The sequence below is a fragment of the Methanobrevibacter sp. genome (assembly GCF_017409525.1).
In the GTDB taxonomy this organism is placed as follows: domain Archaea; phylum Methanobacteriota; class Methanobacteria; order Methanobacteriales; family Methanobacteriaceae; genus Methanocatella.
Genome location: NZ_JAFQSO010000015.1, coordinates 1 through 15,794 on the forward strand (window position 1 = coordinate 1; position 15,794 = coordinate 15,794).

Here is a 15,794-nt window from a genome sequence, read left to right on the forward strand (position 1 = left end):
CTTAGAACCAACATCAGCACCATTACTATTAATCAAATCAACAATCCTAGAAACACCCTCATCATACTTAGAACCAACATCAGCACCATTACTATTAATCAAATCAACAATCCTAGAAACACCCTCATCTTGTATTGATCCCATAACAACTCTATTTTTGATAATCGAATTTTTAACATTTTTAAAAGAATCTTCAAGGTAATTATTCAAATATTCATTATTCCGTTTATATTCCAAAAAAGAACCTTCATAATCCTTTCCCAATGATTTAAGAGAATCATCAAATGCATCTAACATAATCCTAAAATCATTATTTGAAAAAATAATCTTATCTAATTTATTATTTATTTTTTTAATTTCAACTTCAGATACATCATTTTGATTTGAAATCAACTTATTTAAATCATCAAATTCATCAAATGTTTTATAAAATTCATTTTTAATAAATTCCATTTGAGATTCATAAAAATTTTTTTGATTTGAAAGAAGATTATACTGGGTCTTGTAAAAGATATAAGAATTACTTAAATTCAATATTTTTTCTTTAAGTTTATTAAAAAATGACATTTATTCCACCACAAGATAAAAAATTACTAAACTCGAAAAATAAAACAATTATTAATAACTATTTAATATTTCACATAATATATATTTAATGTAACTAAGTATACTTAACTTTAATCTCTATAAAAATAAAAGTATAATTATAAAGTAAAAACTATTATAAAATTTTATATATGATATAATAATAATTAAATATTAACTAGACTAGGATTGATTAAATGAAAAATAATAGTGATACGTTATTTAAACAAAATAAACAATATTTAATATTATTAGAAAGAAGGGTTAAAGAATTAATTGAAGCAAATAAGAAAGTTAATGATGATAATAAAAAATTAATTGCAACAATCAACAACTTAAAAAACAACAACAACGAACTAAATACAACAATAAACAACCTAAAAAATAGACAAGAAGAGTTAGAAAAAGATAAAATTATTTTAGAAAAAATTAAAGAAAAAAATTCATCATTAAAAAATCAAATTAAAGAAATTAATAAAAATAATGCAAAGTTACTCGACAAAAATAAACAATACAACACAACAATAAACAATCTTAATAATGAAATAAAAAATTTAAAACTAAGGAATAATAACTTATTGAATGATCAATGGACCAGTAAACTTAAACTTAAAGAGATGGAAAATCATATTATTGTTTTAAAAAAATCTAATACAGGGTATGAAAAAAAGATAAATGAATTTGAAAAATCTCATAGTTGGAAAATGACAAAACCCTTGAGAAATATTAAAAAAAATATTTAAACTAAAGATTATTATAACGTGTATAAATTTCCATAATTATATAATTTAATATCATTTGGAATTTCTTTTATTATATTTTTTGTATCAAATATTACAGCGTTTTCCATAGATTCCTTAATCAAATTAAAGTCCAAATGTTTAAATTCATCATGGTCACATAAAACCAAAATTAAATTTGCTTTTTTTATAGCTTCATCAAAACTTACAAAGTTAGGATTATTAATATGAGGATCATAAATAGCAACTTCATAATTGTTACACAATTTATCAATAATTTCAAATGCAGGACTTTCTCTATCATCATCACTATTTCCTTTATATGAAACTCCAAATACTGCAATTTTACCACTAGGAATTATTTTTTTAACATATTCGCAAACAAAATCTGGCATTGAATTATTTGTATCACGAGCTAGCTTAATAATTTTTGCAGTTTCCGGTGCTTTTGCATAGATAAAGTAAGGATCAATTGCAAGGCAATGCCCCCCAACACCCGGACCCGGAGAGTGTAAGTTTACCCGCGGATGTTTGTTTGCCATTTTGATAACATCCAGTGCATTGACACCAATTTCAGCACAGATTTTTGCAAGTTCATTTGCAAGCGCAATGTTGACATCTCTAAATGTATTCTCCATGCATTTTGATAGCTCAGCGGTTTTTGCTTCTGTAAGCATTAACTCCCCTTCTACAAATTGCCCATAAACTTCACTAGCTTTAACAGAGCATTCTGGAGTTATACCTCCAATAATTCTATCATTGTGAACAAGTTCTTCCAATATTCTTCCTGGAAGAACCCTTTCAGGACAATGCGCAAGATATAAATCTTTACCAATTGTAAAACCCGCCTTTTCAAAAATAGGTTTAATAATTTCATCAGTCGACATTGGAGCTATTGTAGACTCAATAATAACAACATTCCCCTTTTCTAAATAAGGAATAATAGTTTCACAAGCAGTTATAACATAACTTAAATCACAAAAATAATTTTCAGCAATATATGGTGTTGGCACTGTGATTATAAATGCATCAGCTTTTTCTGGAATTAAACTAGCTTTATATCTTTTTTTTTCAATGGCATTTTTAATAATATCAGATATCCCCGGTTCTTCAATATGGATTATACCACTATTTAAATTATTAATTATTTCTTCAGAAATATCTACACCAACTACCTGACAATGACTAGTACTAAAAAGTGCTGCTGTTGGAAGCCCAATATAACCTTGACCCATAATACAAACTTTCATATAATTAACTCCATCATAAGTATTTATCATCTCTTATTCAAAATATGCTAATTTATTTTTTAATTGATTAATATCCTTTTTTAACTTGGAAATTTCTGACTTCAACCTACCATTTTCATTGAGTAAATGATTATACCGTACTAACAAATGATATTCTGAATTTGTTTCTGAATCCAAAATATCTCTGAAAAAAAGTAAATTTTCATTGTCTAAATTAGAAATATATTTCACATAATCAGATTTATTTTGTTTAATAGATTTAAAAAAATCATTAATTAATAAAAAAAACTCCTCTTGATTTTCATTATTCTTAGAATATATAATATGAATATGATTAATAATAAAATTTAACAATTTTTTTTCAAATAAATTATAATCCTCTAAACTTTTAAAATAATCATGTAACTCTTTTAAATTAGCAATAATTTCTCGAAAATTATCTAACTTAACTTGATTAGGCAATTCTCGTTTAATATAAATGTGTTTGTTAAAAATTTTCAATTTATTAGCATTTAAAACAGCTTTATAAAAGAAAGTTAATTCCGAAAAATTGTCACTTTGAAATACTAAATTATGACTTAATAAAAAGTGTCTATTAAAAATCTTATTATACAATACAAAAGGCAATGAAAATATTTTATCGCCCAAATCAGAATAATCAAAAATATTATTTCCTACAAAATATTGAACTGTATCAATATATGAATCATCTGAATTTTTATAAATCTTTTCAGTTGATTCATTGAATAAGCTAGACTTAAAAAATAATATATCGCAAGGGTTTATGATTAATTCTTCTTGCAATCTTTCACATGAGTTAATATAAATCCAATCTTCAGGATTTAAAAATAAAATATAATCCCCTTTAGATTCTAGCATTCCTTTGTTTCTCGCAATATTAATATTATCACATTCAAATAATTTTATTCTAGAATCTTTTTCAGAATATTCATATATTAACTGTTTAGATCCATCAACAGAACCATAATCCATACATAATACTTCTATATCATTCAAAGATTGATTGATTAATGTATCCAAGCATTGAGAAACATATTTTTCTGAATTAAGAATCGGAATAATTAAAGAAATGCAAATATTTGAATCTTCTAATGAATTTACCATAAGAAACACCTAAATATAATAAACTTCGAAATTATTTAAATTATCACCATTATTTGAATTAAAAATCTTTTTTAGATTGACATTGCTAAAAATGACATTGTGAATATCATTTAAATTACTAAATGTGTATTTATTCAAATATTCATCAGTAGAACTGATGCCAAAAGTCTTAGGCAAATATTTAAAATGTAATAATGCTTTTTTTACAAAATCTTGTTCAATATCAGAATTAACAAAACAGACATATTCATCATCATTCAAATTATCGATAAAATCTTGTAACTCTTCTTCAATAATTACATCGTGTTTTACATCAATTTTATCCAATTTACCTGAGAAATTATGAGAAATAATAATCTTTAAATATTTATGAGGATATGTTATTGAATTAAAATGACTAATTATCTCATCTATATTTTGATAATCATTTATTGAATAAATTAAAATAATTCTATCTGATTTATAATTATAATTAATACCAACTGTATTTAATATTTGTTTAAATCTATTAGAATATGTATGATTTTCTAAAACATTATATAAATTTTTTTCACGAATTTCTTCAAAATCAAATTTATCTAAATTTACATCCCTATCCAAAAAGATAACACTGTCGCCAAACAATAAATCTACTGCTTTTGAAAAATTTGAAAAAACTAATGTATTTGAAGACATTAATTCAAAAACTCTCCTAGCAAACATAGTAGGAGAATTAGTAACCGTATTAATATTCAAACCTAAACTACTCTCTTTATAAACATTTGGCATTTGATTAAAATGAACGCCGGGATTTAAAAATTGTTGATATTTAATAGGATATGCATAATCCGCATAATGTAAATCATACATCCTATCATAAATCTTTAAATTATAACCTTCATCCAATAACCTATCAAAAATTTGTTCCATTACATTACATCTATCTTCAAATTTTTTATACCAACTTCCTGCAAAAATTACATCATTTGATCTTTCAACAATAGATATTGGATTGAATAACTTTGGTTGTGTTGCAAACATCAAACAATTCACATTTTCATGACCTCTAACTAAATATCTAGAAATACAATCCTCATCGGTAGTAAAAATATAATCAAAATGCAAAGCAGTATCTACAAAATTATAAGCTTCATCATAAAATGAAGAAGGGTCTTCTTTATTCCAAAATACAGTAGGAATATTATTATTTTTACAATACTCAAGAATCGAAAACAAAATGGACCTATTTTCAATATCATTATTTAAATTTACATGTATTTTACCTGCCCATTCACCTTTAGGAAATTCAGTAGTTTTTAAACCATGAAAGACTGATTCACATAAAAAAAAGTCTGGTTTTTCTCGCTCAAAAATTTCTAACCAATTAAAAGGACTCAAATAAAATAAGTTACACTCATATTTATAAGAATCATATGTAAATTGATCCATAATTGCTGCAACTTTAATATCGTCATGAACCGGACTAGATTTAAACTTAATATCATTAACTGCTCTAACGCCGATATTCTTTTTAAATTTATAATCATTATATTCCAAAAGAAGTTTTTCCTTAACCTCCGGAAATCTGTTTAAAACATTATTCATATGAACATCATTTAGACCTGCCGCATTTACTTTCCATAAAGTATTTTTAGAATCATCAAGTAATCCAATTTCAAGTTCTGGAGCAATATAATATGCATCAAAATTATTATCAGGGACTAATTTAATTTTTGTACCTTTTTTAACAGCCATTGCCCAAAACCATATATCATCACCAGTTGGAGTTAATTCCATAGCCAAATCCATGTTAAAAATTTCATCATCTAAAGAATGTGGAGGGAATAATGTCCCTGCACCATTTGTAGAAAAATTTAAAAAAGAAGGTTTTTGCTCTGTTTTACTTAATTCCCACTGTTGGTACATTTTTAAGGAGTAATCATCATTAAAAGAAATTCTCCTAGAACGATATGCACTAATATAATTAGGATATTTCAAGTAAGAATTATATAATTTTTCCAATACATCACTTTCATAATAAAGGTCATCATCAAATGTGACAATTATATCTTCAGGAAATTCTCTTAAAGAGGGGATTAATTTCTTAAATGACTTGATATCTTCACACCATTTAATCTCAAGACCATAATCAACAAAATTTAAAACATCTTTAGGAATATCTGCTTTACCATTAATAAATTGCGACCTTGATAACCATAAGACAATTTTATCAGGTTTTAAAGATTGGTTAAAAAGAGAAAAAATTGCATATTTTATAAGATTCATTCTACCTGGAAATGAAGTTAAAGAAACAATTAACCTAGGCGCCCTATTTTCTTCATTTAAACTTAAACTACTCAAATCATTTAGTTGTTTATCAACTTCAAATTTATTTATAACTAATGGAGGTTGCCAAACATCATCCCTTATTTTAACTTTTCCTTCATAAAGACCAAACATGACAAAATGAACAAGAGGATTCAAACCAGAACATTTAGCAGAATCATAATAATTCAGATAATAATTTGAATTAAAAAGTTTGCACGGATTTTTACCCTCTTCATAACCAACATAAATATAATGTAATAAAGGGTCCATATTGCCAGAATATCCCTCATGAGACACATAATATTCCTCATCAAATAGGTTCATTTCTTTAATTCTATGATATGCCTCTACATTTATATCATGTTTATTTAAGAAGTTAGATTGTATTTTATCTTGATTTTGATATTCAGACAATTGCTTTTCATAATCCGCAATAAGTTCATCTTTTTGAATAATTTTATCAAGTAATAATAATTCATTGTCAGTTAAATTCACGTCGACAGATTCTTGAAAATTTTGAAACTCAAAATAGTTTTCTGCATTAATAATATGAAAATATATTGATTGAAAATCAAAAGATAGTTCATTTAACACATCCTCCTCAATATCAAAAGAAGTGTAAAATTGTTTAATCTTATTGAAAAGAATTTGTTTATAATTATAACCAATATTATTTAGAGCGTTCCTAGATTCATTGAAAACAAATGCAAAAAAATTTACTTTCAAATCATCGAAAAAATTATGTTCAACTAAAAAATCATATACTCCTATAAAAACATCAACAATGAACAAAGATTTGTCTGTTGTTATTTTAAAGTTCTGTTCGGAATTAATATTTAATTTTCTATAATGATAAAATAATTTTGGGAAATAAGAAATTTTTTTTGCTAATACCATCGATTCTACATGAAATTGCACATCTTCGTAAATAGGTAAATCTGGAAATCTGATGTTTTTAGCCAAATCTTTTTTATACATTTTTGACCAAATAACTTGAAAATAATTTAAAACTAAATGCTTACTAAATTTAAAATCAAATGTAAATTCTTTATAATTTTCATTGAAAGAATTAAATGGAAAATAAACTCGATTTTTATGCTCTTTATTTAAATTATATTCAGTTGCATCAAATAATACTAAATCAGAATCTAAATGTTTCGCATGATGATATAATTCTTCACACATAGTGGATTCTATCCAATCGTCACTATCAACAAAAAGGATGTATTCACCGGTTGCTTTTTCAAGACCCCGATTTCTTGCAGATGCTGCACCACTATTCTTTTGAGAAAAAATCTTAATGCGAGAATCATTATTTTTAAATTTATTTAAAATATCTAAAGAACCATCAGAAGATCCGTCATTTATACAAATTATTTCAATATCTTCCATAGATTGATTGATTATAGAATCTAAGCAACTTTCAAGAAACTCTTCAGAATTATATACTGGTATGATAATCGAAACTTTTGGTTCAACCATTAATAAACAACCTTTATTTTAATAAAATAATCATATGAAAATCATGACACAAACATTCAACAAATAATATATATAATTAAGATTAAAGAACTATTTAAGTTTATCTAAAATATTGATATTTAAAAAAAAAGCAAGAAAAATAATAATCCTGCTCAATATAACCATTATTAAACTTAAAAATATTATATAAAGTAATAAATCTTTTAATAACATTTAAATTTATAAATATTAATTTATAAAAAAAATTTTTAAAAAATTTATATAGAAAAAATATTAAATATAACTATGTTCTAACTCATAAAATTCGGTGTTAAAATGACTGTAGAAATTTCAACAATGGGATCATGTGCATCAAGAAATATTTTTAATAGTGTTATAAATGAAGAATATAAAAATTTTTTTCATATTAATGAATCTATAGAAACTGTCACTTTTATTAGTTTAATGTCTGAACCATTAAAATTTGATCAAAGATTATTAGATTCATCAGATAGTTATGATAATGAATGTGTTTTACAAGATTTATCAAAAAAATATTTAGATTTTCTAAAAAAAGATAAAATTGACTATTTAATAATTGACACATATTTTGATGCTGTTTATGAAATAATTATCAACGACGAAAATAGTTATATTGCAGATTCCGAGAGAATAAAAAGAACTTCATTACATCCATTATTTGCTGATAAAAAGAGAATATCTATTACTAAAGATTTTGATGAATATTATGAGTTATGGACAAATTCTGTTAGATTATTCTTTGAATTTATAGCTAAAAATTGCCCCAATACAAAAATTATCTTAAATTGTTCACGCTCTGTTTATAGATATTATGAAAATGAAAAAATAATTGAAGACGAACATTTGAAAAAAATATCATATCATAATAAATATAGAAAAATCTTAGATAAATTTATATTAGAAAATTTTGATGTTGAAGTATTGGATTTTGATAAAAATATATTAGCATGCAAAGAGCATGTTTTTGGGCTTCATCCTACACATTATGAGCCAAAATATTATGAAGAAAAAACTCGCCAATTAAATGAAATTATTGCGAGAAATAACCTTTTTGATTATTCCTACAAATATAATATGGAACTTAGAAAACTTAAAAAGAAAAACATAATACTTTCATTTGATAATGATGACGATGATCAAAATCTCCCAATTCCAGATTTATTTAAGAAATATTTGACTGCACGAATTGATTTAAAAAATGAAAAATTACATAATGCTATTGAACTAATCGAAAATAGTGATGAAAAATCAATAGTAAATTATCCCAAATGGTTCGAAGATGAACGAGGTTCTGGAATAATAATTCACACCCAAAAAAGAGAGGTTAGTTTAAAGATTAAATGCATCCATGATGGAGAATTAACACTAAGATTTAGAGGAAAGGATGTAAAAGATCAAAATGGTGTTAGAATACCTGTTTATATTAATTATAACAACATTGTTATAAATAATGAAAAGATTAATGGTGATGTTGAGCTTGTATGTCATGACAAACCATACATTTATAAACGAAAAGTAGAACATCATGAAATTTTAACCATTAAAATAGAATGGTCCCCATTTTAATTCGTTAGGGAATATATAAATATTAATAGGAGGAATTAATATAGTAACCAAAATAGCAGTATTAGGGAGTTGCGCTACTAGAGATGTTTTTAATTCAATGTTAAATCCTAATTACAAACAATTTTTTGAAATAACTACAGATATTGCAAGAACCACACTAATTAGTTTAATGTCAGATCCCGTGAATATACCTGATAAAGAAATGATAAAATTATATCGCAATGATGGTAGTTATGATGATTTTACAACAAGAAATTTAGAAAAAGATTTAAATAAGATGTTTCTTAATGAGTTAATAAATAGTAAATCAGATTATCTGATTATTGATAATTTATTTGAATCACGATTTGGAATATTATGCTCTGATGAAGGAATAATGACAAATAATGAATGGGATTTGCCGCGTACATCATTTTATAATACATTAACCAATAAAAAAACATTATCCATGAAAAATAATTCATCAAAATATTTCAAATTATTCAAAGAACATTGCACTTATTTTTTTGATTTTATAGATAAAAATTGTGCTGATTTAAATATCATTTTAAATAATGTTAGTGATAGTGAAAAAATATTAAAAAATGATGGAACAATCTACACTATTGATAGTGTAAAAAATTATTGCGACGAAACAAATCCAATAACTTATAAATTAAATAAATATATTGAAAATAACTTTGAGGTTAAAACTATAGAATTAAATATTGTAAATTATCCAAATGATGAAAATCATGCTTGGGGAATTGGAACTTCCCACTTTATACCACAATATTATATAGATTTCACAACTAAACTTAATAAAATAATTTATGAAAATAATCAGATTAATAATTTTAAAAATATTATGCAAAAACAAGAAAATAAACTTAATATTTTAAATGAAATGAAATAATTTAAAAAATGTCCGCAATAATTCTGCGAACAAAAAAATAAAAAAAATTATCAATAAAATAAACTGGTTTTATTTTATGAAAATTTTTGAGACTGAATTAGTTCAGTAACAATATCATCAAGATTACCATAATCCCATGAATAAATTGAATATGTTTTATTATTGCACACATACCAATAATGAACAGTATTCGGATGAGCATTATTTATTGCTTTATATACCATAATATTATTGTATGTAAAATTAGTCAATGATAATGTTTGATTTTCATCATTTATGGAATTATTATAATCTCCAATATGTTTATTTAAATCACTATCATGATATTCTAATAAAAATATTGAAATTTCACCATTAGTTATATTCACATCTCCATAACTATTAGATTCACCTTCATGGTAACCCTCAGGCAAAGTAAAATTAGAAGAACCTACAAGAACTGTTTCTTGAGTACTATTAGTACTATTATTTATCATGTTTAGTCCCATAAACCCAATAATAACTAATAATATTACTATTATTATAACAAATAAAATGGACTTATATTTCATAATTTTCACCTCTTAATATTTATGATAAGTTTTAGAAAATTTATCTAGTATAAAAATCATCAACCCTAATCGTATCATCCAAGTAAGGAGTGGAAACTTCATGCAATATAGTATTTTCAAGTGCAACAATTGTGTGTTTAACACCCGGTTCGATACGAATACTATCATTTTTAGAAAAATATTCTTTTTTATCCTCAAATTCTATATAACCTGCTCCAGAAAGGATATACATAGTTTCATCTTTTTTATTATGATAATGGAAAGAAGTCTGAAAACCAGCTTTAATATATAATTCCTTAGTTAAATATTTATCGGTATATATCAAAACTTTTTCATACCCCCACGGTTTATCAGTTTTATTTTCATATTCTTTTTTAACTGATTCTAATTCTTTTGATGTATCAACTGCTATCCAAAAAATATTATTTTCCTTATAATAACCTAAACTATTTTCTTTAGCTAAATTAGGAAAATAAAGTTTCTCTATATCGCCTGTTTTAAATTCCCCAAAATCTAATAAAGATTTAGTAAAATAAATTCCCCCATTAATATAATAATCTTCCAATATTGGTTTTTCTTTAAATGAAATTAAACGATCACCCTCAGTTTCAACAATACCATAAGGTGACTGCATTTGTGTAATAAACATTGTTACAGGTAAAGACGATTTCTCTCCATGTTTTATCATGGATTTTAAGTTAATATCTGAAACAATATCCCCATTTCTAATAATACATTGTTTTCCCTCATCAATACTTTCCATTCCTAAACGAATAGCATTAAGTGTCCCTAATGGCTCATCTTCAATAACATAATGTATTTTAATCCCAATATACTCTTTACCATATCTCTCTTCAATTTTTTCATGTAAAAATCCTGCAAGAAGATAAACTTCATTTATTCCAGCATTTTTAAAATCAAAAAGTTGTTTATCTAAAATAGTATAATCCTCTTTAATTTCAACAAGCGGTTTTGGAACTGTTTCTGTAACTGGTCTTAATCTTTTACCAAATCCTCCGCATAAAATCATACCGATAGTTTCCATAGTTACCATATCCTCCAAATTTTATTAATCATAAATTAAACGTTCGAAATGTTTTTCAAGAATTGAAAATTGCTTAATTAAAAATTTTGAACTATTATCTAAAAATGGTTCTTGATCTCTAAATTCTTTATAAGATTGTTCATCTAAAAGAAGATTTTTAAATAATTCAACAGTATCTGAATTATCCTCATTTAAGTTCCATCTGAGTATAGCTTTATCATTCAAAATATTAGGTTCTAAATAATTTCCCCCACCAGCATATAATGGAATACAATTACACATTATACTATGAAAAATTTTTTCAGTTACATATGCATCATCTTCAACATTTTCAGCACAAATATTAAATTTATATTGTTTTAAAAATGAAAGTTTATCATTATTAAATTTATTCCACAAATCAGAATTATTATGGCGCCATGGCCCAGCATAATCAATATCTGTAAATTTCTCAATATCGTTAGCTATAAATGTTCTAAGTTTCCATTCATCATGACTAGCAATAACAGTAACATTTTTAGATTTATCATAATCTAGAGAATTCCAATAATTAATGGAATTTTCAATTTGTTCTTCATCAACTGTAGGATCAAAAATAAAATACCAATATGGAAAACGAAAATAATTAGATTTATCAATCAAATCATAACCCATACCCAAATCAACATAATCTAATGCATAACGACCAAATTTATTAGCTTCTGGAAATCGTTTATTAATAGTTTCTGGAGAATAAAATATTTTTTTTCCAGACATGCTTTTCGTAATAGTATCATCAATAACACCAAAAACACTAAAAATATTTATATCATACTCTTCATTAGGGAAATTATGCTGCAAATATCTTGTAAACCAAAAATTATCTAAAAATCCTGGAGCACTTGGTCTAAAAAAATTTCTATATGTAATCTTTCCATCAGAAGTCTTTACTCCAATAGAACTCAAAATCAATTTATTATAATCTTCAACTATTCCTTTTCTAAGTTCTAATTCTCTATTTAAATTATTAATTTGAGTTTTTAACCTAGAGATACTTGTTTTAAAAATACTGGAATCATTAACTGGTTTCCACTCAATATGAATCGTGATAATATCAGAATCTTTAACCATTTTAGTAAATCTATAAAAATCTTCATACGATGCCAAAATAGGAGATTCAATAATATTTTCCCCATTAATTTGAAATACAGTGAAATCAATGAATATAGGAGCATTTACACCATTTTTATCCCTAATATCTTTTCCTAATAATAAAATATTAAGTTCACCATCATTAATACATTTAATTTTTAAATCTAAACAACATGAAGAACTATGGATTAATAATCCTGACCCCTTTTCATCTTTATACCATTGAGGATATTCAACCTTTGAATTATTATCTGAAATATCAACAATTTCAACATTATTTTCAATATTTCCAATATTTTTAATATTTATTCTTGCAGTAACAAATTTTTCTAGTTCAAATAATATGTCCTGAGAAAAGGAAAAATTTTTTGAATCGATGTGATTTGAATTTAAATTATTAACATTCTTATTGTGCATAAAAATCACCTAATATCCAATCTGTTATAGATATCTATATCCCATAATATAAGTATATTATGAATATATGGTTTTATTCCACTTTTTATATAAAATATGCAAAATTTGTTCTCTAAATAAGACCTGTTGATTTTGAAAAAATAACTGCTGGATTTAGAACTTAATTTTTTATGTGAATTCAAAACACTATTTATTTATTCAAGTTAATCATTATATTTATTAAAAATGTCTTAATCAAACCAAAATAAAATTTCTTAATATAATATCCAAAAATTATTTAATCAATTCAATATTAGCTAATTGTTCAGAACTTGCTTTTTCAGCATCTTTTAGATATGCATCACAAACTTTATTTACTTCACCAATTCCACGTAGAGAACCATTATCTATCCAAATTGCTTTATCACACAACTCTCTAATTTGAGGTATCGAATGAGATACCAAAAGAACTGTAGTACCACCATCCATTAATGATCTTATTTTATCTGAACTTTTTTTCTTGAAATTCACATCCCCTACACCTAAAATTTCATCAATGATTAAAATATCTGGATTAACAGAAGTAGCAATTGAGAAACCTAATTTTGCAAGCATACCTGATGAATAATTTTTAATAGGAATATCAATAAATTCTCCAAGTTCTGAAAATTCTATTATCTCATCCATTTTAGATTCTAAATATTCTTTTTCATAACCTAAAACTGCACCATTTAAAATAATATTTTTTCTTCCAGAAAAATTAAGGTCAAAACCAGCACCTAAGGATAATAATGGTGAAATTTTACCGCGTGTATATACTTCACCTTTATCCGGAGGAAAAATTCCAGTTATTACATTTAATAATGTAGATTTGCCTGCGCCATTGTAACCAATAATTCCAACTTTTTCCCCACTATAAATTTGAAAAGATATGTCATTTAACGCATGAATTTTGATTTTTTTAGATTTTTCTCTTTTTAAAGTCCTAATAAAAGCTTCTTTTAACGTGTCAATTTTTTCATTTTGAACTTCAAAAGTCAAGTCAATATGATCCACTTTAATTGAAATCTGCTGATTGTAATTAGGTACGATATCTTCTAGAAGAGAATCTACATTACTTTCTTTTTGAAAACTATTTTTTTGAGAAATATGATTAGGAGTGCCTTTCTTATTAAAGTTTTGTTGGTTAAAATTATTATCTTGCTTTCTTTTCAAATCTTTTTCGCCAATCAAAACATTTTGATTTTTTTTATGAATATCCGGAACAGATGAATTTATTTTGTCTGGATTTCCATCTAAGTCTCGATGAGAATCAACAACATTGGCATTTTTTTTCTTTTTAAAGGTTTGTTTTGAAAGTTTAGGATTATTAAAACTAGAATGATTATTTGAAATTTCTTTTTTAGATGAAGAATTTAATTTTTTTTTCCTTTTAATTTCAGACAAGATCCTATCCGCTTCCTTTGAGGATATTCCATATTTATCCATTATTTTTACTTTAATTTTATCTATTTGTTGAGGATCTGATAAAACATCATTATGATTCTGATTGATTGATTTTTTAAAGTTTAAATCATTATTTTTTTGGTTCATTTTTAAAACCCTCTAGAATTTCATAGTGACTCTTCTTTCAAATTTTTTAAATACAATTATGCCAAAAACCAATATTATTAAAGATAACAACAATAAATTTACAATATCTCCCAATTGTGGAAAAGTGCCATAATAAACAAAACACCTGAATTGGTCAATAACCCAAAATAAAGGATTTAACATTAAATATTGCCTATAAGGCTCAGGAATAATAGTTATTGGATAAAATATGGCTGAGGCATACATTAACATCATAGAAACAACAGTCCATAGATGTTGGACATCAGAATAATAAACACACACTATAGATAAAATTAATCCTAATCCAGTAACCATGATTACTAATGAAATAATTGGAATAATTGAAAATGGCATTGTCGAAAGGTGAAATGGGGCATGAGTAACAAACATTACAATTATTAAAAGTACCATCATAATTATTAAATTTAAAAATTCAGATATAATCCCTCCTAAAATAAAAATATATTTAGGGGCAGGAGTTCTTTGTAAAATACTTCTATTTCCCTTTAATGAACCCATTGATACACTTATTGATGATGTGAAAAAATTAAATAAACACCATCCACACAAAAAGTATACTTGAAAATTTTCAATTTTGTTGTGAAAGATTGTAGAGAATATCACCGTAAATAATACCATCATTAATAATGGACTTAAAATTGTCCATAACATTCCTAAAACAGAATCTTTATATTTTGATGAAAAATTTCTTTTAATAATCTCCTCTAATAAAAATAATTCATTTTTCTTAATAAAATTCATAAAACCCACATAATCTTTTTCTTATAAATTATTTTAGTTATAACTTATATTTAATTATTAATACTTTTTAAAACTAAACCCTTCAGAGAATAGGTACTATTTATTTTGAATTTTTTAAATATATATAGATACTAATAATAAAATTTATTTTTTAAATGCACTTGTTTTGTTTTAATAATATTGTACTATATTTATTTCACAATTTATTAATATTCATAGTAAATATAAATTTCAGGAGGTAGATATTTTTTGAAGAAAAATATCAAACAATATTAAAAAAATTAAATAATATACTAAACTTATCGAAAACAAATAATATAATTA

12 protein-coding genes are annotated in these 15,794 nt (G+C 24.6%); 3 read left to right on the top strand and 9 right to left on the bottom strand.

The genetic code is table 11. The features are described 5' to 3' along the window. The coding region (locus IJE64_RS09105) for a hypothetical protein (RefSeq protein ID WP_292785056.1) at positions 1–567 on the bottom strand (567 nt) is incomplete at its 3' end. 215 nt (positions 568–782) lie between these two features. Here IJE64_RS09105 and IJE64_RS09110 point away from each other — a divergent pair. Next, the gene (locus IJE64_RS09110) at positions 783–1,328 is read left to right on the top strand and encodes a hypothetical protein (protein ID WP_292785058.1); all 546 of its coding nucleotides are present in this window, start codon (positions 783–785) and stop codon (positions 1,326–1,328) included. 11 nt (positions 1,329–1,339) lie between these two features. On the opposite strand, the gene IJE64_RS09115 is transcribed toward IJE64_RS09110, so the two are convergent. From IJE64_RS09115 to IJE64_RS09125, 3 genes are read right to left on the bottom strand one after another with little or no spacing between them, the layout of a single operon-like run. Further along, positions 1,340–2,575 (bottom strand): nucleotide sugar dehydrogenase, encoded by a 1,236-nt coding sequence (locus IJE64_RS09115; RefSeq protein WP_292785060.1) that lies wholly within the window; start codon positions 2,573–2,575, stop codon positions 1,340–1,342. Positions 2,576–2,608: 33 nt separating this feature from the next. After that, positions 2,609–3,700, bottom strand: coding sequence for a glycosyltransferase family 2 protein (locus IJE64_RS09120; RefSeq protein WP_292785062.1), 1,092 nt, complete (start codon positions 3,698–3,700; stop codon positions 2,609–2,611). A gap of 9 nt (positions 3,701–3,709) precedes the next feature. After that, the gene (locus IJE64_RS09125; protein ID WP_292785064.1) at positions 3,710–7,489 is read right to left on the bottom strand and encodes a glycosyltransferase; all 3,780 of its coding nucleotides are present in this window, start codon (positions 7,487–7,489) and stop codon (positions 3,710–3,712) included. A gap of 315 nt (positions 7,490–7,804) precedes the next feature. Here IJE64_RS09125 and IJE64_RS09130 point away from each other — a divergent pair, with 315 nt between their 5' ends. Beyond that, positions 7,805–9,076: a DUF6270 domain-containing protein gene (locus tag IJE64_RS09130; RefSeq protein ID WP_292785066.1), complete on the top strand. Its 1,272-nt coding sequence runs from the start codon at positions 7,805–7,807 to the stop codon at positions 9,074–9,076. A 52-nt stretch (positions 9,077–9,128) separates the two neighbouring features. Then, a complete protein-coding gene (locus IJE64_RS09135; protein ID WP_292785122.1) occupies positions 9,129–9,971 on the top strand; it encodes a DUF6270 domain-containing protein in 843 nt (280 codons plus the stop codon). A gap of 74 nt (positions 9,972–10,045) precedes the next feature. Here the strand turns inward: IJE64_RS09135 and IJE64_RS09140 are convergent, their stop codons facing one another. From IJE64_RS09140 to IJE64_RS09160, 5 genes are all read right to left on the bottom strand, one after another. After that, on the bottom strand, positions 10,046–10,522 hold the full coding sequence (locus tag IJE64_RS09140) for a hypothetical protein (protein WP_292785068.1): 477 nt from the start codon (positions 10,520–10,522) through the stop codon (positions 10,046–10,048). Between the two features lie 40 nt (positions 10,523–10,562). Then, positions 10,563–11,567, bottom strand: a complete 1,005-nt coding sequence (locus IJE64_RS09145) for a sugar phosphate nucleotidyltransferase (protein ID WP_292785070.1) — start codon at positions 11,565–11,567, stop codon at positions 10,563–10,565. Between the two features lie 24 nt (positions 11,568–11,591). Beyond that, positions 11,592–13,115, bottom strand: a complete 1,524-nt coding sequence (locus tag IJE64_RS09150; protein WP_292785072.1) for a glycosyltransferase family 10 domain-containing protein — start codon at positions 13,113–13,115, stop codon at positions 11,592–11,594. A gap of 273 nt (positions 13,116–13,388) precedes the next feature. Continuing rightward, positions 13,389–14,687 (bottom strand): ABC transporter ATP-binding protein, encoded by a 1,299-nt coding sequence (locus IJE64_RS09155; protein WP_292785074.1) that lies wholly within the window; start codon positions 14,685–14,687, stop codon positions 13,389–13,391. A gap of 12 nt (positions 14,688–14,699) precedes the next feature. After that, on the bottom strand, positions 14,700–15,470 hold the full coding sequence (locus IJE64_RS09160; protein WP_292785076.1) for an ABC transporter permease: 771 nt from the start codon (positions 15,468–15,470) through the stop codon (positions 14,700–14,702). Between the last annotated feature and the right edge of the window lie 324 nt (positions 15,471–15,794).

Excerpts from the sequence above, each read along its gene's own strand:
- IJE64_RS09110 (WP_292785058.1), top strand. The coding sequence starts at position 783 with ATGAAAAATAATAGTGATACGTTATTTAAACAAAATAAACAATATTTA.
- IJE64_RS09115 (WP_292785060.1), bottom strand. The coding sequence starts at position 2,575 with ATGAAAGTTTGTATTATGGGTCAAGGTTATATTGGGCTTCCAACAGCA.
- IJE64_RS09120 (WP_292785062.1), bottom strand. The coding sequence starts at position 3,700 with ATGGTAAATTCATTAGAAGATTCAAATATTTGCATTTCTTTAATTATT.
- IJE64_RS09125 (WP_292785064.1), bottom strand. The coding sequence starts at position 7,489 with ATGGTTGAACCAAAAGTTTCGATTATCATACCAGTATATAATTCTGAA.
- IJE64_RS09130 (WP_292785066.1), top strand. The coding sequence starts at position 7,805 with ATGACTGTAGAAATTTCAACAATGGGATCATGTGCATCAAGAAATATT.
- IJE64_RS09140 (WP_292785068.1), bottom strand. The coding sequence starts at position 10,522 with ATGAAATATAAGTCCATTTTATTTGTTATAATAATAGTAATATTATTA.
- IJE64_RS09145 (WP_292785070.1), bottom strand. The coding sequence starts at position 11,567 with ATGGAAACTATCGGTATGATTTTATGCGGAGGATTTGGTAAAAGATTA.
- IJE64_RS09150 (WP_292785072.1), bottom strand. The coding sequence starts at position 13,115 with ATGCACAATAAGAATGTTAATAATTTAAATTCAAATCACATCGATTCA.
- IJE64_RS09155 (WP_292785074.1), bottom strand. The coding sequence starts at position 14,687 with ATGAACCAAAAAAATAATGATTTAAACTTTAAAAAATCAATCAATCAG.
- IJE64_RS09160 (WP_292785076.1), bottom strand. The coding sequence starts at position 15,470 with ATGAATTTTATTAAGAAAAATGAATTATTTTTATTAGAGGAGATTATT.